This window comes from Pseudomonas sp. (genome assembly GCF_050739655.1).
GTDB lineage: Bacteria > Pseudomonadota > Gammaproteobacteria > Pseudomonadales > Pseudomonadaceae > Aquipseudomonas.
Map to the genome: position 1 here is coordinate 14,501 of NZ_JBOIBY010000111.1, position 19,986 is coordinate 34,486.

At 53.0% G+C, this 19,986-nt stretch carries 10 protein-coding genes and 2 pseudogenes; 4 read left to right on the plus strand and 8 right to left on the minus strand.

The genetic code is table 11. The annotated features are described in order from the left end of the window. The first annotated feature begins 1 nt into the window (after window position 1). The 3 genes and pseudogenes from ACRESJ_RS05975 to ACRESJ_RS05985 all read left to right on the plus strand — a co-directional run. Entirely contained in the window at window positions 2-1,618 is a 1,617-nt protein-coding gene (locus ACRESJ_RS05975) for a DUF2300 domain-containing protein (RefSeq protein ID WP_431757085.1), read from the plus strand. 3 nt (window positions 1,619-1,621) lie between these two features. Then, the gene (locus tag ACRESJ_RS05980) at window positions 1,622-2,431 is read left to right on the plus strand and encodes a YfaP family protein (RefSeq protein ID WP_431757086.1); all 810 of its coding nucleotides are present in this window, start codon (window positions 1,622-1,624) and stop codon (window positions 2,429-2,431) included. Between the two features lie 527 nt (window positions 2,432-2,958). Beyond that, a pseudogene (locus tag ACRESJ_RS05985) lies at window positions 2,959-3,171 on the plus strand (site-specific integrase); the annotation flags it as partial. A 32-nt stretch (window positions 3,172-3,203) separates the two neighbouring features. Here ACRESJ_RS05985 and ACRESJ_RS05990 read toward each other — a convergent pair. The 8 genes and pseudogenes from ACRESJ_RS05990 to ACRESJ_RS06025 form a co-directional block, all read right to left on the minus strand. Beyond that, a pseudogene (locus tag ACRESJ_RS05990) lies at window positions 3,204-3,320 on the minus strand (transposase); the annotation flags it as partial. A gap of 254 nt (window positions 3,321-3,574) precedes the next feature. Continuing rightward, on the minus strand, window positions 3,575-5,389 hold the full coding sequence (locus ACRESJ_RS05995; RefSeq protein ID WP_431757087.1) for a hypothetical protein: 1,815 nt from the start codon (window positions 5,387-5,389) through the stop codon (window positions 3,575-3,577). After that, window positions 5,313-6,515, minus strand: a complete 1,203-nt coding sequence (locus ACRESJ_RS06000; protein WP_431757088.1) for a hypothetical protein — start codon at window positions 6,513-6,515, stop codon at window positions 5,313-5,315. Before ACRESJ_RS06000 ends, ACRESJ_RS05995 begins: the two co-directional genes overlap by 77 nt. 523 nt (window positions 6,516-7,038) lie before the next feature. After that, entirely contained in the window at window positions 7,039-7,458 is a 420-nt protein-coding gene (locus tag ACRESJ_RS06005; RefSeq protein WP_431757089.1) for a very short patch repair endonuclease, read from the minus strand. 24 nt (window positions 7,459-7,482) lie between these two features. Beyond that, window positions 7,483-12,954, minus strand: a complete 5,472-nt coding sequence (locus tag ACRESJ_RS06010; RefSeq protein WP_431757090.1) for an ATP-binding protein — start codon at window positions 12,952-12,954, stop codon at window positions 7,483-7,485. Continuing rightward, window positions 12,947-14,488, minus strand: coding sequence for a hypothetical protein (locus ACRESJ_RS06015; RefSeq protein ID WP_431757091.1), 1,542 nt, complete (start codon window positions 14,486-14,488; stop codon window positions 12,947-12,949). The genes ACRESJ_RS06010 and ACRESJ_RS06015 overlap by 8 nt, the downstream gene beginning before the upstream one ends. Continuing rightward, the gene (locus ACRESJ_RS06020) at window positions 14,485-16,629 is read right to left on the minus strand and encodes a hypothetical protein (RefSeq protein ID WP_431757092.1); all 2,145 of its coding nucleotides are present in this window, start codon (window positions 16,627-16,629) and stop codon (window positions 14,485-14,487) included. The genes ACRESJ_RS06015 and ACRESJ_RS06020 overlap by 4 nt, the downstream gene beginning before the upstream one ends. A 20-nt stretch (window positions 16,630-16,649) precedes the next feature. Next, window positions 16,650-18,338 carry a DNA cytosine methyltransferase gene (locus tag ACRESJ_RS06025; RefSeq protein ID WP_431757093.1) on the minus strand — a complete coding sequence of 563 codons (1,689 nt, stop codon included), beginning with the start codon at window positions 18,336-18,338 and terminating at the stop codon, window positions 16,650-16,652. 723 nt (window positions 18,339-19,061) lie between these two features. Here ACRESJ_RS06025 and ACRESJ_RS06030 point away from each other — a divergent pair. Further along, on the plus strand, window positions 19,062-19,877 hold the full coding sequence (locus tag ACRESJ_RS06030) for an HNH endonuclease (RefSeq protein ID WP_431757094.1): 816 nt from the start codon (window positions 19,062-19,064) through the stop codon (window positions 19,875-19,877). The last annotated feature ends 109 nt before the right edge of the window (window positions 19,878-19,986 follow it).

Sequence of the window (19,986 nt, forward strand, 5' to 3'; positions counted from 1 at the left end):
CATGTTTCGACTGGTCTGCTGGCTGCTGTGTTTTATTCCTGCGTTGACCATGGCGCAGGATGAACCGCTGCGTCTGGTCTTCAAGAATGAGTTGCTGTCCTTGAGCCGGACGCAACTGCTGTCCCGCGAGCCGTTATCGGAGTCATTGCAGGCGCCGTTGGGCAGCGTATGGAAGCTGTTCGTATATGGCTGGCTGGTGGATACCGGGGCGCGTGAGCCGGCTTATGAGTGCCGCGGGCAGTCGAAGGAAGAGGTTTACTGCTGCACCGCAGGCGGCAAGATCGAACGTGATCAGGCGTTGGTGAAGTCCTGCGGCTTGTACTTCGAGCCTGCGCGCCTGGGTATCAACGCCGCTGAGTGGCGGTCGTTTTGGCAAGTACGGCAGGCGCCGCAGTGGTTGCTGGATTTGCCGTCATTGCAGCCCGCTACCCGTGTTCCCGTGGCCGAGTTGCTGCGCGCGTTGGCCGTGATGCCAGCGCAGGATCGGGCGCAGCGGGTACTGCTCGATGTGGTGCTGAACGCGGCGGACGGCAATGTCGTTGGCGAGCTGGGCAGTCGGTTGCGGGTGAAAACCTGGAGCTGGCTGGGGGATCGGGACTCCGCGTCACGTCAGGGCGGATTTGCCGGTTGGACAGCCGACGGCTCGCCAATCTGGGCAGGTGGACGCGGGACCAGCCAGCGAGTGCTGCGCGATTACGTTGAGGCATTGTCTTCGGTGGTGCCCGCGTCCTGGCCTGCGGACGCGGGGAGGTGTGTCGAGGTTCAGCTGTTTTCCCGTTACCCGCTGCGGCGCGTATTGTCAGCGGGCAGTACGGTGTCTTCCGGGCCGCTACAAGGTGATTACCGTGTCGAGTTCGTCAACGGCAATCAACTTGATATCCACAGCGATGGCGAACTGTTTTTGCTCAAAGAAAAGCTTATCGCCCGACTGGATCGCGAGGAATACGTCGCTCGGGTCCTCCAGCGCGAAGCAGCGCCTGAACCTGTCGAGGCCGCCAAAGCCCTGGCCGTTGCCATCCGCACCTACTTGCTGCAGAACGCCACGCGCAGTGGTGAATGTCTGAGCATCGACGACAGCAGCCAGCGTCAGCGTGTCGCCCCACGTCCGGCCACCGCCGAAACGCGCCACATTGCCGCCTGGACCAGCGACCTGGTGCTGGCCGGAAGCCCGGTGACCTACCATTCCGATCAGCCCGGCCCAGACAAATTGTCCTGGCAACAAGCCGTCGAACAGGCCAATGCCGGCCAGCGCTACGACGCCATCCTGCTGCACGCCTACCCGCGTGCCAGCCTCAGCCGCTGGGACAACCCCGTCGCCTCCTGCGAAGCACTGCCCGCCGCGCAAGACTGGCTGCAAAAGCAACGTCGTGGCTGGCGTCCTCGTCTGGAAAGCGAAGTGGGCTACAACGAAGTCAGCTCCTTCGCCGTCTGCCGCCTAAGCTTCGGCCGCCCCTATGTCGACCGTGAGCGCCAGCGCATCTACGTACGCGGCGTGCTGTCCTTGCAGGACCGCCTCGACCTGACCCACGAATATTTGCACCTGGCCTTTGAAGCTCACCCCAACGGCCAGGATGAAACCTACATCGAAGGGCTTGCCCGCCACCTTTTGCTGGAATAGACCATGACACTCCGTTATTCACAGGTCTTGCTGTTGCTCTGTTCGCTGTCGGCGTTGCCGCTGGCAATGGCGCAAGGCGTCAAACTCGACACGCCCGCCGGCGGCTGGCGAACCGGCGCGCCTGAGGGTGAAGGCGAAAGCTTCCGCCAGACCGTCAACTATCCCGCCTCATCGGTAAACACACCGACAGGTCAGGCCAACACCGCGCGCATCAGTGGCCAGATCAAATCCACGCCCAAGTCTGCTGAGCCCGGTCGATTGATCGTCAACGGCGTCAGCATGCCGCTGAAAATCGATCCCGCTGGCAATTTCGATCGCCCCTTCTCATTCCCCAACGGCAGCAACAGCGTCGAAGTACGCAGCCCCGACGGCCAACAACGCCGTCGCACACAGTTCCTCAACGCCAGCGGCGGCGCCACTCCGGCCAAGCTGCGGGTGCTGTTGTCCTGGGACAGCGACGGCACCGATCTGGACTTACACCTCATCACCCCAGACGGCGCTCACATCTGGTACGGCGACCGCGTTGCACCCAACGGAGCGGCACTCGATGTCGACGTCACCACCGGCTACGGCCCGGAAATCTTCGCCATGCCCGCACCGCTCAAGGGGCAGTATTTGGTGTATGTGAACTATTTCGGCGGTGGTTATCGCAGTGATGAGGACGGGCAGGAAGATGCAGTTCAACCACTGACCACGGCGCAGGTGACCGTGATTACGGAAGAAGGGACGCCGAGCGAGAAGATGGAGACGTTTGTGGTGCCGATGAGGGCGGTGGGGGAGTTGACGTTGGTGAAGGGGTTTAGTTATCCGTGAAGGGGCGGGCGTGAGAGGAGTGCCGAGGCAAATTCAGTTTCTGGGCAAATTCACGTTCATTCAGACATTAAAAAGCCGGCTTGTGGGCGGCTTTGTTTTGTAAGTAATGTATTGATTTATTTGGATATTTATACGTGTGTCCAGCCTTGTCCCCCCAGTTGTCCCCCCACTGTTGATGCGCGAACATGCTGAGAGGGCGCCGAGAGAGACACCCGAAGTATCGAGTCTAGAGGAATATATCAGCTTGACCAAATCAAGCGGACCCTGAGCACGTCTTGAGCGAAGCCTTCAGACACTACTATTCAGGGTGTACTCCACAAATATTCTCTTGTTTGTCTCGTATTGCGAAATTGCACTCCATTTGGCCACCTGATTTTATTGGTACTGACCACTCGTTTGCATTGCACTTGATCGAGCGTTTGCATTCGATCTGACCACCAATTCCATCGGTTTTTACCTGCACGCTTCGTAAACATGACGGTGGAGGGCTGCCCATTGCTGCCGGTGGCGTCAGGCAGTCTTCGGTCCAAACCCGCAGATCAACGCGCCGGTTGCGCTTGCTGGCACCGGTGTGGGATGCCCTGCGCATGGTCGACGTCATCGAGCACGACAACAAGACGCATCGGCAGCACAAGCTGCACTTTGTTTTTCTGAACAGCAAAGAGGCATGCCACATGTAAGCGACTGCCTTTTTCATGGCGCATTCGCTGGCGGCCGGAGTACGTTATCGTGGGCGGGGCTAAGCCGGTGGCAAGCAAACGTGTTAACTCCTGATACCGTTGAGCTTCAGTCGGTCATCGTGTCGTGGACGTTCCGTTTTCTGATCCTGAGTGATTAGATCCTCGATCATTTTTCGGGATGAATCACTGAGCTCGTATCGCTTGGCCATCAAGGGCTTCTGCCGATGATGGCGGCGATTTTACCCAATTTGGTGTTTCTTAATTTCTCTACAGAACCTAGAACACATTGTGACGGCGAGCGTCGAGATTCTCTGATCAACGTGATTTGACTTGTTAGCACGTAAGGAAGTAGGCGCCCCCTGACAGTGACCACGGTCTGAAAAGTACCTAAATCATGACGCTGAAGAAAAAGTGAGGCCCGACTCTTCACTGGATGGCACCAGCTTCAAAAATTGGGCGACGCTTAAGCAAGCTTAGGCGAACCTGACGCTTGTGATGTGGGAGGCCCTGGCATGCCTGCCTGGTGGACGGAATAAAGATGCTCAACAATCAAAAATAAGCAGTATGTCAGTTTGGGCCAGCAATCAGCGCTGACCTCTATAGGCGGGCCATCTTCGGACTCCCCTTGATGCACATTAGAGTTGCGAATCGAATAAATCAAGTGAGCGAACCTGTTCATAACCGCAATATCCGTCTGCTTTTCAAAGCGACCACTCAACGACTTGATACCTACAGGATCATGGGCCGCCAGCACATCTCTTGGCACAATTTCAAACAACTTAGCAATAGACGCTCTCTCCTTATATCTCCAAGAAAGCTGATCCTGAAGCGTTAAATAAAGATCGTACTCTGCATAATTACCGCCAAAGGTCTGCTTGATCCCGTGCATCCAACCAAAATAGTAGAGCCCTTCAACTACTCGATATATCTCAATAAACGCGTGCTTCCAATGACTTGCCGAAAGAGACAAGTATATGTTTTCGTACGGAGCGTTGTGAAGCAGCAGTAGACGCCGAGTAACATCAATTATTTCGACAGGAACAAAGGGCGATCGCGCAGTTTTGAACCGCGCCGCCAAATGGCAAAGGACAGCGAATAGCGACGAAACGGACGCTTGACTTAGTTCAAATACACGAACATCCTCATACGCCGAGGCTATATCTTCCAGCGTACAAGAGAATGTTTCCTTGACGTCGAGTCTGTTCTCAAGCTCTTCCGGGTGAGACAAGCGCTCCCTAGAAACATCAAGATACTGCCCATGAGTAAACACGAATGACAAGAAGTGCGCATACTCAAAATCTACTTCATTGACCCCTATTTCTGTTAAGGCACTTAAAACAGATCCAATTTCAAAATCATAGAAATTCCTTAGAGATAAAGCTAAGAACTCACTGCCATCCCGCATAAATTTAAAACAGATCCCGCCACCCGGACCGAATACCAACTCGTCTCTGCTTGGCGAAATACTCATCAGCGCTTTACCAAGCTGGTCCGGCATCGGCAAAATCACGGCCGCCTGATGAATTTTTTTATCAGTAGCGATAGCGATTGGGCTAACGACAGCGCGACAAAGTTGTCGTAAATCGAGCACCTCGATACCAAGTATAGCGCTCTTGATGCGATCAATCCCATACGCTGGGTTATCGTCAGTAAACCCTATGTAATGTTGCCCATCTTCCTGCCACGTCAGCAGATTTACAAAGTCTGCGTAAGATGTAGATTCTCCAATTTTCCATGCAAAGAAAGAACCATGGAAATTGACGACGTCATCAAAATCAATTAGCGCACCATTTTTTCCCTTGCTGATACGCGCCCCAACGTCATCCTTCGTAACGCTCGGCGGCAACGGAATATCAAGCTCCTTAACTAAAAAGAAGAAGAACGCATCGACATATTCGCAAGCATCCACATCGCGCTCTTGGCAGGGCTCAGTCATCCTTTGCGCCAAGGCGTCGCCGCGATCTAATCGATACAAAACAACGTAACGCTCGTTATTCGCGAACAAAGGGACCAATAGCCCCCTATCACCTATAACAACCGGGCGAGCAACGTCGAAATTTAAATGCTCAAGCAAACCTGCCGCTTGCATTCGCTTAGCCGACACTGGAGTGGTACCAAGTTCAATATCCGCTTCTGCAAATGCCAGTCGAGACAGCTTGCTGGTAGCAGCAGATATGTAAGAATTCCACTGAATGCCCATATCAATATGCGTACCAGCATGCTTTGAAATTCCGAAGAACCTCCCCATCTTCAAAAAGAGCACTGAAAGCTTTTTCAAAATATTCTCGTTCGAAACGCCCAACCTGAGATGCTGCCACTCGATGTGCAGTGACCCTCTCCTCCAAGTCCTCAAGACAGAGCACCTCTTCCTTCTCATCCGGCGTTGTCGCATCTTGAATGGAATCAATAAGACGCTCAAGATTGATTTTTACCAATTCAAATTTTTCAGGTACGGCATCCCAATCGGTCTCTGTACCAGGCTTACCGAAAAGATATATTGCGAGCGCTGAGACGAACCCCGCTTTTGGCGGGAACGCTCGGAAAACCTCTTTGCCGCTTGAGTACCGCTTCAACGTTTCACTTAGAGCTGACTCTGCCTCGAAAGTAGAGAAGGCAAAGTTCAATTTACTAAGAAGTAAAATAGCTTCACTAAAGTACCGCATCACATCGACGTGCGACGAAGACTCAATCATATCCAACCGGACAAAGTCCTGGGCGATCCGATCCTTAAGGTTGAGCTCCCGCTTCCTCGAAGAAAAAATTAGAAGAAGCTCTACGACGTCCTCAGATTCGTATTCGCTGGCCGAAAGTCCTGATCGACGCCCAGAGTCCTTCGACAGAAATTTAATTGTGCCAGCAACTGAACTCTCCACTTTTTCTAGAAGGGGCCTATAGATAGCCTCGAGCTGTCGCGCTATATCCCATGGAACCTGTCCCGTATTCAGTACCAGCATTCTGTAAATCAAATTATTAGCGCTATCCGAGATCCAAAACTCGACACGCAAATCACTAACGCCAGCAAAGCCAGATTCTCGCGAGGCCTCTAGGATAGCAGTGGTTCGCTGCATACCATCGATAATCGATAACCTCGAAAGATCTACGCCATCAACCAAAGCTAGCATATCCTCCCTACTGTTTAGGCGACCGGTCTGCGCACCGTAATCCTCTGACTCAACCAGAACCCCGACCACCAATGGTGGTAATGAGGCGCCTTTCGATATATCCGCTACCATCCTTTCACGAATTATCTTCGCCGTTTTTGTCTTAAGAGCAGCTCGTTGACCCGGGAGTCCACCCTGCTCATCCTCGTAAATTCTTTCCACAAGCTTTATGTAGCTTTCAGCGGGTATATCAATTATTACAGAGGTACATCCATTTCCAGACTGAGCGATTTTATGAAACATCTTATGCATCCGTATTCGAAGGAAAATGTTTTCAGCGCAATTATTGGTGAAACCCAGCGAAGGATCTTTCCACATGCACAAAAGCGTCCGCTGGTAGCTTGATTTTAGAGGAACGCGAGCTTGAGGCGCGCAAAACATTTCGCCCCTCGACTCAGCCGCCGTGAGGGCCGCCCGTGCCTCTGCCGGAGCAGGCCAAAAGGGGAGGCTAAAGAAGCAGCGGACTGAATCGCCACTCATTTCCTAGACACCTTCGATTGGCTCCTTTTGGCCGATTCTGTTGAAAAAGTCGGCCATGGTTTACGCATCAGAAAAGTACGCGTCCGAGATTGAAATCTTTACTTTTGGCAGAGGCTTCCGGACTCGGATTTCATGTGGCAGCGTGCAGAAAAGGCATTTTCACCAATCAATGATCAGGCAGTTTGGGCAGACCGACTTTTTCAACAGAATCGGCCGTTGTCTGCCGGTCATGGTTACGAAGCGTGCTGGTCAAGTCCGATGCAAATGGCTGGTCAAGTCAGTGCAATTACCCGCGTATCAGGTTTGCTAGCAGCTCTCCTGCTGCGTTTGCCTTTTTGGCTGACCCAACCTCGCATTCCCAGATGACGAATACTTTCCAGCCTGCCGCCTTAAGGAGCTTTGTCACCCGGTCATCGCGGGCGACATTCTTCTCGAATTTTTCAACCCAAAATGCTGTGTTGCTTTTCGGTGTCGTGGCGATACTGCAGTTGGAATGCCGGTGCCAGAAGCATCCGTGGACAAAAACCACTGCCTTGTACCGGGGAAATACAAGGTCGGGCTTGCCCGGCAAGCCCGACCCATTCAGACGGTAGCGCAGACCGAGACTATGGAGCACCTTGCGCAGTGCTATTTCAGGGCGTGTGTTTTTCCCCTTGATTTGGGCCATCCTCTCTGACCGCTCTTTAGGGGAGAGGAAGTCGGTCATATCCGACCTCCATGTCGAGAGCTCCTAGGCTGGGCTTTCATTTCCCTCCTTTACCAGTTCATAGAAAGGTAAACCGCGAATTACCTCCCCTGAAACGTCGAAAGACTTATAGAGGCAGTGATGATTAGGTAATGTCTTCACACGCTCCGATAGTTCAGCAAGATCGGATGTAAAGCCGAGGACTCCCAGTTCAGCAGGAGTGATGTTAGGTACCTTGTGTATGAACCAGGAAAGTAAGGGCTCCCTGTAGTCGGTCGCTCCGACCTTAAAGTGCCTCAGGAATTGCGATGCTAGTATCACGCCAGTACCGAACTCCCGCCCTTGTAGCAACAGCTTGCGTAGAACGTCGAATTCGTAGCGCATGATATTGTCGGCTTCGTCCACCAATAGGTAGGAGTCGATCGCTCTGAGCTGTGGGTCGGTGCCTGTAAAAGCTCGTTTGGGCACCTTGAGCATGTTCTCGTAAAACATGTTTAATAAGATGGCGACGAGCATGTTCTTGCTTCGGTCATCTTGTCCCATGGAGCTCAGGGATATCACCACGACGCCATCGAAGAATTCGTCGAAAGGTTTTGTTTCCCCTTTGGTCTTTGCAAATACCTCCATGTCCACCAGATCGTCAATGATTGCCATCGGCGCGTCCGACTTCCCGCCAAGTATTTCTCTGTACTCTGCGTGGATGTCGTAGATCGTAGGCTGGCGGTTTTGAGCATTAGCCGCCTCGTAGGCGTTACGGACAGCTGCTTTGAGTTTGTCTCGCTGCACAGGGCCTATGCCCGAATACACCTTGTCGAGGACATCTGCGAAAAACCGGAACCTATCTAACCATGGAGCTGAAGATTCCCCCATGCCGGTGGTATCGAAGAGGTTCAGGGGCAGGTGATGGGGTTTTACTACCTTTGCCCCTGTGGCCTTTACGAAATCCGGGCTACTAAAATCGCTCTTATAGTCGAAGATCAAGAAACGCGGCTTTATCCCACGGTTCGCGTCGCTGGCACGAGATATTTGGAGGATAAGCGATTTGAGAAATTGGGTTTTACCTGTGCCGAGATCACCTGCCACACCGATGTTCAATTGGTTGAGCCGAGTATCGGATATGTTCAGGTTTAGCTGTCTTGGCTCGAAACCATCGACTGTTTTCCCCACGGAAAGGATTATCCCGCTACCTGAGTCGTTAGGAGCGATTTCCCCATTTGACTTACCCAAGGGTGTTTCCTCGTCGATTAACTGCGTTACGGGTAAGCTGGTTGAAATTATCGAAGGGTCTTCTGACTGTTCGCTTTCCGCTGCAGGACTTTCGAAAGGAGGCGAGCTAGTAATCTGGGTTAGCAGGGGGGGCAATAGTCCCCAATCACCCACCTTGGCACGCACGGCGTCGTAGAATGACTGTGGATCATTGTCGAGTACGATACGACCTGCATCCTTACTTGAAATGACAATCGTCTCATCGAAATTGTCGCCATCACGATTATGTGGGCCGCTCAGGCTTGATCCGTCGACGACGATAAGTCGTCCGCGCAAGTCTAGGCTAGGTCTCGAGTTAGGGTCGAGGATCGCTGCAGCGATTCGTTCGTGGTATCCAGCCCAGCGGGTAGCTTGTCCCTCTGCCGCTTGATGCTGACTGTAGACTCGTAAGCCGAAGCCAATCATCGAGAGTAGTAGATGTTGGTAGGCCAGGCTCCATGCCAGAGATTTGTCGGCGCGCTCTTCGATGGCTTGCAAAAGCTTTGAGAGTGTTCTGGCTTGAGAAAGGGCTTCGCCGGAATCGATGGCTGTGAATACGCTTCCTTGGCGGCACTTGACCTCTATGGGTGTCAGATGTAAGTGGACTTTGTCGCTACTGATTCGCACGCCGACGACAAGCAAGTCGGGACGTGAAAGGGAGGTTTCTTTGCGCTCCTTTCCGAGGGAGCGCGCAAGGTCGGCAAGATAACCTCTGAATGGGTCGACAGGAACGATTATTGCGATTGTGGTTTCTTTTGCCGAGCCCGCAAGTACTGGTAATAAGCTATTAAGGTTTCTTTCGCCGCGGAACTGGTCTTGAAGGAGTCGGGCCGCTAGGAATAGTCCTAGGTCGCCTGTAGCGCCCGTATCGTCTCCAGAGAGGCCGCGAACGGTGGGGATTCCTCTTTTAGCGACTTCTAGAAGAATCTGCTCGACCTTGGTGTCGTCTAAGTTGTCGCACCCTGGAAGGGGCTTTAGTACACGGCGTAAGGCATCACGATCGGCTTGCTTCACCTGCGACAAGAGGTAGTAACCGCTGGTATCGCCTGCGCGATGGGAGTACGAGGGGAGATCGTAGTCCCATAGGTAAGTGCCTTCGATCCATCCACCCAAAAAACAAGCAGGGTCAATTGCAGAAGATGAGACTGCAACGTAACCAGCGCTATTTTCCTTAAGCATGTCTGAAACTGCGTGGACGCTGGGCGAGAACTGCAGGCCTACTTTACTGTCCCTCATCCTTTCGACCATAAGCATGCATGCTGACACCTTGTCGGCGAATCGTTCGCCAGAGGGAGGCATCCGCAAGCCTTGACGGGATTCACTCAGGAATGAGCCTTGAAGCTGACGCCTGACCCTATGCCTGATTAGGCCGCCAACGCCCATCGGTGAGAGCATGGCTACATCCTTGGACCCAGGTTCTGCCGAATCCAATTGCGCAATGATGCCTAGATCCGGCGTGGCGCCTAAAGGTTGTTTGTCATACCAGCGAACGTGGTTATCGGTGTCTTCGGAGAGGTTTGCGATCGTGGCCTGGTCAGGCCTTCCTGAAAGCCTAGTATCGAAAACTTCCAAAATCTTCGCACCGACGCTTTGCATCGGTGTGTTCGCGCCTTCGTTACCGAACCGCTTTGTACACCAATTGGTCAAACCTTCGTTGCAGGCATCAGTGGTACCACCTGCGCTAGACACTACTAGACTGATAATGGGCTTTGCTGCAAGTAGGTTGGTTACATCGTCGAGTGCGCGCGAAACCTGTGCTGGACTGAATCCACTTGAGATACCACCGACAGTTATGCCGAAGGTATTGTCGAATGGGGGGCGACGGGTACGGGCTGGTAACTGTCCAAGACGAGAGCCGTTCCAGAGAACGGACCAATAGTCCGAGCTACATTCGACGGACAGAAAATCAATACGCTCTACGCCACTTGGAGACTGTAGAGAGATGGTCAAAAGGTCGGGAACACAATCTGGGTCAAGGATACTTGCCGCCGGACAAGGTAAGGGTGAGTCGCCTTCCACCTCATCTCGTAGGACTTTCTGGGCAAGACAATGCCATGCAAGTCGCAATGGATGAAGGGGGGAAAGGATGATGGCGTCTGGAGTTCTACTCAGGGTACGTCCGTCTTGTTCTAGCGCGCAGACCGCAACGGTATCTATCCAACAAGCAATGTCCGGATCGGTTTCGAGCCAAGACATGTAAGCATCGAGATAAGTTTCGGCGAGTACGCGAAACTCAGTATCCTCTGAGAGCCAGGCTCCTAGAGTCGCAGACTCGATGAGTCCCGACTGGTCATCGCCTCGTATGTATTTTGCAATCTCTTGGCGAGTTTCCACGAATCCTTTTGGTGGCTGGAAACTCAGGATATTGGGGCGCGGGTCATGCAGAAAGCGACCTTGCGAGAGAATGGGGCCATTAGCGGTATTCCAGTTGGGTGGAACCCAACTAGATACGTAGTCATCTGCGATCACTAGGGGTCTGAACGATTTGGCTACGTTCTGCTCCTCAAGTATCCAAGACTGCAAGCTTGAAGCACGCGCATTCCGGTCCAGATGGACGACGGCCTTTGTGTCGAATTTTTCAAGATGTCGGCGGTTTAGCTTGATTAGACGCTCGAACTCGCTCCGGCAGCCTTCCTCCTTTGCTTCATCGCAAGCAAGGTAAACTCTGCAGGTCTGAGGGGAGGTCTCGCCCAAGAGGTTGAAGGCTATATCTAGCTGATACTTACCGTCAGCCTCAACTTCTACTAGATATTCATCCTCTCCAACGAGGCGCGCGTCGATGGATTGTTGCTGTCCTTCTAGTTCAGTAGCATCGTCTGGCATGCCCTCCACGTTGCCAATGGTTGCTCCTGGCGATAAGTGGAGACGCAGTTCATATCGTCCCGAACCAGGCAGCGAAAGGGATGTCTCCCAGTCCATCGCTGCAGTCTTTTTACTGGGTTTCTTAGGCGGTGACAGTTTTGTCGCTAGCCTGCAGGTTACCAGTATCCCTGGCTTCCAGTTCATTAAGGAAATGACCCGGACACTTGCAGGCTTGCACCCCGTAGAGGTGACCTTATAAGTTAAGGGTGTCTTATGTGCGGGAGGGAGAAAGTCTGTATGTTCGTTAATTCCGCTAGAGGATGCTTGTAACGGAGTTGGCGCCTTACCATAGGAGCCCCCTGTCAGTAGAAACTCTTCTGGTTGACCGCTTTCGCTCGTAGAGATGGCAAGCTCCACCTTGTCACGCACGATCGCTGGTAAGCCCTTGGTTGCGGGAATAATACTATTCGTGCATCGAATGCTGATCTCTCCGATGACTTCATCGGGCTCTTCGGCAAGCAGATCAGTCCATTGCTCTATAGTTAGCAGCGTCCACCAAAGGGGTGGCGACGTTAGCGCTAGGGCTTTCCCCGGCAAATAAAAAGCCTGGGTCGCACGTTCAAAGGCAGTAGGGACCTCACAGTTAGCTTGAAGGTGGTGGAGCAACTCTCGAAGAGCTTGAGCGATGTCGTCAGGGGCGCCCTGGGCTAGGCGTTCAATACCAGTCTTGAATCCATCAGCGAGCTCATCTGCAATGTTAGCTATGACGGAGAGCTGTGCCTTGGACGAGATCCCATTGTCTGCCATTGGAGGGAGACCGCATGCCAGGGCAAGCGCATTTCCAGATGAGAGATTTAGGTGGGTGGTGTCTATCGAAAATATGCGAGATAGCATGCGCCATGAAGCTGTGTGGTTGGCGTGTTCTGGATCCACTTCGTCGATGGAACTTGCTGCTGCACGGATTAATTGCTTCGCATCGTCTCTCTGTGAATCTACGATTCCTGCAACGAGTAACGCCTCATTTACGGATTGCTGCACAAAACCGTCGTCCCACCATTTTTCGAGATCGACACTCATGCCGAATACGTCACTAGAAGACTCGATCGAAAGGTTGTTGTGCTGGCCCGCAGGAACTAGGGCTACGAAGCTGGAATTATTTGGATCATTTCGTACATCCAGCAAGTGGTCGTTATCGCATTTGCCAGACTCCCCGATACGAAGCTTATGGCTATTCATCTGGTCGGGGGGGTACTGGAGCAGTACTGGTAGAGTCACCATACTGCCATCTATTCCAGACATGACTTGAATTCCCCCCTCACGAGCGAGCTCCTCGTAGACTTGCTCGAGAATCTCGAGGGGGGGGCCGCGGAAAATCAGCCGGTACTCAAATTTCTTGCCGCTAAGCCCCTGTGTTGCACCCAAAGCTTTTTCACGGACAATTGATGCGAGCCAGTTTGCGAGTTTATTCATGTTCGTATTCCTGAAGGACTTGGCTCGTGTGGAACGGTGGCAATAGCAGCATGCCGCTCTCGGCATCTGGGCTATCGAGCACAAGACCGAGCATCCTTAGTTGGTGCCCCAAGTCATTCCTGGCAATTTCGTGTTTGTCTACGGTAACTCCGTAGGCTTCGAGATGTAGTCCTAGTCTATGGATTGAGCGAGGTCCACCCATCCCGGCGAGGGCGCAATGGACTAGAGCCAACACAGCTACAGGTCCAAGGGATACGATCCATGGACTGGATGGACTGCTTCCTTTCTTCTTGAGGATATATCCCTGGTCGTATCCCCTGAGCAACGGGACTGCAGTCTGGCGTTGCCCTAGCGCGTGCCTGGCGAACTCCAGCAGGTTCGAGCCGATACCTTTCCTGCATAACAATGCGCGAGCTTCTTGCTCGCGTACATCGATAATGGTTTCGAGAGTCCCTGCGCGAAGGAGAGCATTTCTATGGTTTTGGATATGCTGGCAAAGTGCGGCAATTCCTTTACTTGAGGAGAAGTCTCCCTCGTAGGGGGCTCCTATTTGCTTGAGTGACCAAAGGAGTGTATTGATCCCCAGCCTGGCGTTCAGGTAGCTGGAAACCTTGTCTTTGATACCTTGAAGGGCTTTTCCGCCGTAAGCCATGTATTGCGGAGCCTCAGGGAAAATTGCGATCCTTATCTCTTGCTCGTTAGGCGCCGCGCCTTCGGTAAGTGCTGCGGATAGACGGCTCCAAATCCTTGCGTGGACGTCACATAACCATGTCACATGGGAGACTGCTCCGAGACGCAACACAGCCTCTAATAAACTAGTCCATTGCCGACGAGTCATGGAGTCTTTCGCCTGGATGATGGCTTGCAGGTCCTTGGCAAATCGTCTGGCTGGCAGGAAGTGAATTTCCTGAAAGTCGGAAGTCGCCAGTGTTGTCGCTTCCTCTTCTGGAATCCGCGCTAGAGACCATGTGCCTGCGCCTTGATTCCACGCCGATGTCTCCTGCTCAAGCCAGCGGGCGAAGAAGTCGTCTTTATCATTGACACTTAGAGAGTCAAAGAGATGCTTCCAAAGGGTCTGCGCTGATTCCTGATCCTTTGAACCCAGGCAGACCATGCGGCGTATCAAGCTACCGGCAGGCCAGGAGTTGCTACTTAGACGAGCGGAGCCGGAGAAAATCGCTGCTCCTGGTACCAGAGGAGTAACCTGCACAAAGCGTTTAGAGGATTGGTTAGGAAGTTTCGGGCTCTCTAGTATCCCGTGAAGCACGGTATGCCAGGTATCCACGCCTATCACCGCTCCACTTGGCGGCAGTTGGCTCTTTTCTCGAAGTTTCTGTATGCGCCTATCTAAATCACGTCCCGCCTGTGGCACGCTGCCTTCGCTTGCTGATTCAAAGCCTATCGTCCGATAGAGCGAGGCCAGCAGGACCTCTGAACTTGCGTATTCCGGCGCAGGGCTCATAGCTAGAGCCGACTTCTGATAAATGCTATTGGAGAAGCGCCAAGGTGCTTGCTTGAACTCCATAAGGCTCATACTACATCCTCCTTGCTCGCGACTAAGCCATCCCATGAGCGAGCTACTACAGTGCCATCTGACCCGATACGAATTTTGGCATGCTCAAGAAGTTCCTCATCCCGGACAATGGAGCCAGAAAGACGAGCTTTTGTTGTATCCAATAGGGCCAAGACCGTACGAGGGAGAGAGGCAGGGGATAGCCCTCTCTCTAGCTCCTTTACTGCCTTAAACAAGTCGTAGGTAAGAGGGATTGGCTGCGCCGATTGCATATGGCCGACCCCGAGGTAACAGATTGGGGGGCGAGGTCGTCCTGGAGTGTTCTGTGGCAGCATCCTGACCTGGCGTAGAGGCACAACCAATGTCGCCTGACGTTGCTTGGGTGGAAGTGGTTGTCCGAATGTGGTTGTTAGCGATACCTCGAATTCCTGACCGGTATTCAGCAGGCCCTTCACTTGCTGTACAACCTCGTAAAGCTGGTGCTTGTCATTCTCTTCGACGACCAGCTGGAAAGCCTGCAGGATCTTGAAATCTGCAACTACTGCCGTTCGGGTACAAATGCTTCTGCGGACTAGGCGGCAAGCAAAGTCGCGAAGTAAATGTTGAACACGACTGGCTGCGACGGGTCTCCTTCTTCTTACAATTGGCATAGAAAGCATTTCGTCTGCATTGGAAAGTCGCTTGAGTAGCTCAGTCTCGTTTCGCGATAACACTTTATATTTGCGGATGAACTCTATTCCGCCGGCGAGGGAGCGACTAAAGCGAATGTCGAGGTCGCCGAGGCTAATCATGCTTTGGCTACTTACGGCGACCTGACTGTCGGGACTTGCGAATGCTGGGTCTAAGGTCTCGACGAGGCCTTCCAGCAATGGCGCAATTGTAGCCGGTAAGTAATGTGTCTTTCTTTCTGCGAGAAAATGCACAAGCCCCATCAGGGTTCGCCCTGCTTCGGCATCTAGCTCCTTCTCGAGCTCTAGGTCCCTGAGATCACGGCGGAGCGAGATCGCTGCGTCTTTGTCCCAACGATGGAACAGTGCATGTTGGTAGCTTGAAGTTGCCAGGTGGAAAATTGCAGTGAGTGTTTGCCGGTTGTGCTTTTTTGTGCCTGCTGCTTTGTGGTCAAGTTCGACGAGGTTCTCGGCCCATTGGCAAGGTGTTGATTGGTGCGTGTGCCTTGCTGAATCATGAACTACAGGGTGGTGACCAGCCAACAAGTACGAGGTCAGGGAGAAGAGGTCACGGAAGCTCCAACGCTTGCCGCTGGCTAGCTCATACCAGCGAAGAATCTTTAGTAGCGCAGTTCGGTGCTCGTCTCTGGCTAAGATGACCTGGCTGGTACAGAAGGGGCATTTTTCGCCCGCTGGACATGCTCCCTTTACGGGCCACATTTCGGAAGCAGTGGCTTGGCCGATGAGGATTTCCGCTGGCGCCGAAGTCTCATCGTCAGGCTTGACTAGTAGGGACTCTGCATCCATTGGCCAGACTGCAATCGATGGGAAACCTTCAAGTGGCCAGCATGAAGGGGCATCGTACGCCAGGCTTACAGCCCTCGTAACAGCTTCGAGGATGGCGCGCGGTTTTTCCAGATTATTGTCGATAGCATGGATCAATGCATCGTCGAGGACGCCCCGGTTAACGCAGCATAGATAAGCTTGGGATGGTGGCCCATCCAGAAGCCTGCCGAGCTCCTCGATAAGGAGTGCTGGTGCAGTGCTGCCCTCGTGACCAGCTGTCGAAGTCGCGTCCTGAACTATATCCAAGCTCAGGCTATTATCGAATCTTGAAAGGCTTCCAGCATCGACGCTTACTATTCGTGGGACTTTGAATCCGGCGGATGGATGAAACGCCTTTGACAGCTCTTCGATGAGCCGTCCCCCGCAGCCTAGGCTCGTGTCTAGCCAGTGAATAGTGGACTCGATCGCTTCGGTTTTTCCATTACCTGGTCCGCCAACCAGAAGAATAATCCTCGGGATGCTCGTGCTATTGACCGGAAGCCTTTCGGTCCAGTCTTGGAGTCGAGCCAGAAGGCTTGTCCTTAACAATAGTTTGTTGGGCTGGCCGCTTTCGTTGTCTAAAAGCCGCTTCACTCCCCCCGAGTGATGGCCGGCCCAGTCGACAAGGGCTGCGGGATAGCGCGCCCCTTCCATTTGGCTGCTTTCCATTACCCTCGACTCCTATGCTTTCAAGCTATGGCTAAGATTTCTTGTTCTGGTTCATTGACTGCTTGTTGACTAGCTGCGGTCATGGCTTCTGCAAGCACTGATCTGATGGCCAGGCCGATGGCTCTTGCAAGATAAGGAGGAACAGCGTTGCCCACCTGCGTGTAACGGGGGCATTCCTTAGTTCGTCGGCTGCCACCAGTAGTGAATTTGCCGCGGAACTGGAACCAGTCGGGAAACGACTGCAGGCGTGCAGACTCCCGGACAGTCAGTATTCTGGGCTCGCTATAGTGGAGCACATCGTCGGGCAACGTTGTTATTGTAGGTGCGGGATTGTCCTCGTGCATGAGGCAAATGCGGTGTTTCTTGAGGCCATATTTCTCTCTTTGGGCCAAGCTCATCAAACCACCCCTGATGCACTCGGGGTCCTGAATGATCCTCATGAACCGTTCACTGATTTCGGGTTTGTGTTTTGCTAAGCGTACGCTGTCCATAGAGTCGTCGCTGCCCTGGTGCATGAGGGCTTGGTAATGTGTCCGAGGCCCCTTATATGCGAGTTCTTGAAAGCCAGTACGAGATGAGGGATCAGTGCATGGTCTGGTCCCTGCGTGCTTTATTTCCAGATCAGAAATGGCTTCCGAAGCGCTGACTGTTTCTGGAAGGCCAAGCTCCTGCAGTTGATTCAGCCTTGCTTTCTCTAGTAGCTCGAAAGCTCTGGTGACACCGCCAGGAAGATGGCGAGCAAGATCCTTGCGGATCCCTATTACGATTAGGCGTGGGCGCTTCTGGGGAACCCCAAAGAGCGAGGAGTCCAATATTCGACCGAATACCTGATAGCCAACCCTGTCCAAGCTTTCGACTAGCTTGTCATAGTAGGACTGGGGCTTCACTTGTGTTATGCCCAGCTCCTTCCAAGATTTGGCTTTATGCGCAACCTTCATGCCTGGTACGTTTTCCAGGACAATAGCCGCAGGTTGGATGGCCTTGACCATTTCCACGTACTTTTCAAACAGTTGGTTTCGAGGGTCGGACTCTAGTCGCTTTCCTGCGAAGCTGAATCCTTGGCAGGGAGGGCCTCCTGCAAGTACATGCACTTTGCCCTTGAGCTTGGAAAGTTCAAGTGGGTGCTGTTCAAGAATTTCGTCGATACCCCAGGCCTTTCTTTTCAGCCAAGAGGGCCATTCGAACTGGCGGACGGGCACGTCACGCCTTTCGAGCAGGTTCGCCGACAGCGTGGAAAAAGCCATTTTGTCGCGTTCGACGGCAAAAACGCCGTTTAGCCCCGCGAGCGATAGACCTAGAGATAGTCCTCCGCAGCCCGCAAAAAGATCTGCGAACATCAAAGGTTGCCCGTGGGCGGGTAGCGGGGGGAGAGTTTCGAAATTTTTCATGGGCTCCTGCCCGGACACGGTCGTTTTCAGGGTAGGGAGCGTCTCGCGAAGCCCTTGGCTATCGCCTATATAGGCAGCAGGATGGTGGTCTTTTTCCGCCACCGATGCTTGATGCTGACTCGGCATGCTGGCTAGAGATAGCTCGGTAGGCGTCGAGGGGGCAATAGTGATCGATAATGGATTGCCCCGCAAGCAAACGCAATGGATTGGGCTGCCCGGCGACCGGCTTGGTTTGAGATTACAGGATTCATTTATATCTTTGAATTCATCCAGAAATTTTGTATCGGCTAAGCCTGGGGCTTCGCTTGGTGGTACCCACATATTGAGCTCCTTCAGCCGGTTTGAATCCCGAGTAATCTCTCCTCAGCGCAGCCCTATGCTTGCCTAATCGGGCGGTAGCTGAGGGAGTGTATGAAGAGTAAGCAGTTATATCCAGGTGTTTTTGGGTGGCGATGCATGAGTTGGGTTGCTGTGATTATATACAGTATTTATTTTGGGGGCGACAAGGCACGCTCGTTGACTGGTGCGTAGCTCATTAGCTAAAAGAAGCTCTGAGCAGCAAAAACTCGCATGGTGCTCGCCCTAGCGTCAGCGAAAGTGCAATTCGGGAATTTCTCCTTACATTCCCGAGGCGCGCTGAACAAGGAGGCATGGCAGATCACCCAGAAAAATAGCTTGGGTTTCGATTGGCCAAATAAAGAAATGAATTAATGCCGACAGTTGGATGAGAAGGGCACACCTGAGATCGTGGTGACGAGAATCACGGTTTCGCAGAAGGTGAACATTCTGCGACAACTTGACCTGCTGAACATCAACGAAAGCACGGTCTTCCCCTATATTGAGAATTCGGCCAAATACGTTGCCCAGAAGTACTCGTTTCGTGAGTGAGCACTACTCGCAAGTGGCGATCGGAATGTCAGCGGTGGCCTAGCTACTAAGCAAGCCAGCGACCCTTGTAGCTACCGTGCGCTTCTGGCCGGTTGCAGCTAGTGGTGACAGTCTGCAATCGGCCAGGTAGCTGCTCCTCAAACTTGGAGAATTCCATTGGCAAATTTCAAGTTCATCGTTGGCCAACGATATACAAAGGATGACATCTATAGAATCTGCCGCGTTCCGCCAGACAAGCAGAAGGGTAACTGGAACACGGGCTCTACCCAATGGAGCGGCGATTGGTTCATCTTCTGCAACATTGGCACAGCGGGCCGAACCGGTCATGACTATGCAAACCGCTTTGAAGAAGGTCTTCTTCATTGGTACGGGAAGACCGCGTCGCATGTGGGGCAGAAATCTATTAAGAGCCTCCTGAGCCGTCACGGGGAAGTTCATGTGTTCTATCGTACCGACGATAGGAGTCCCTTTAAATACGCTGGCGAGGCAACCCCCGTTAGCTTTCAACGGACGACGCCCGTACAAATCACTTGGTCATTTCAAGGTGGGGCGCCGCAGCACGGATTCACAGGTACAGCTGCGGCTGAAACACGACCGCAAGCATCTCAAGCGTCAGGCGAATTGCAGTTTCCAGAGGAGGTCGCGGGTGCCGCAACCTATGGGGAAGGCGCTGTAAAACAGGTTTCGGTAAACGCATACGAGCGGAGCGCTGAGGCAATTTCAGCGTGCAAAGCACATTACGGCACCGCGTGTGTCATATGCGGCTTTGATTTTGGCAAGGTGTACGGTGAGATTGGTCGCGGCTACATTCACGTCCATCACCTCGTGCAGCTTGCTGATATCGGCAAAAATTACCAGGTGGATCCGGTGAAGGATCTTCGCCCGGTGTGTCCAAACTGCCACTCAATGCTTCATCAGCGTCGACCGCCGCTGTCTATCGATGAACTGAAGAAGATGATCGGTTGCAGCTAACCATTCTCGGCGCGGCGACCCTGTCTAGGGCTGCAAATCGATGGCTAAAAAAATAAGTGCTGGGGGACATGCCGATGACCGCCCTGGCATCAGCCAAGGGCAGCCTATC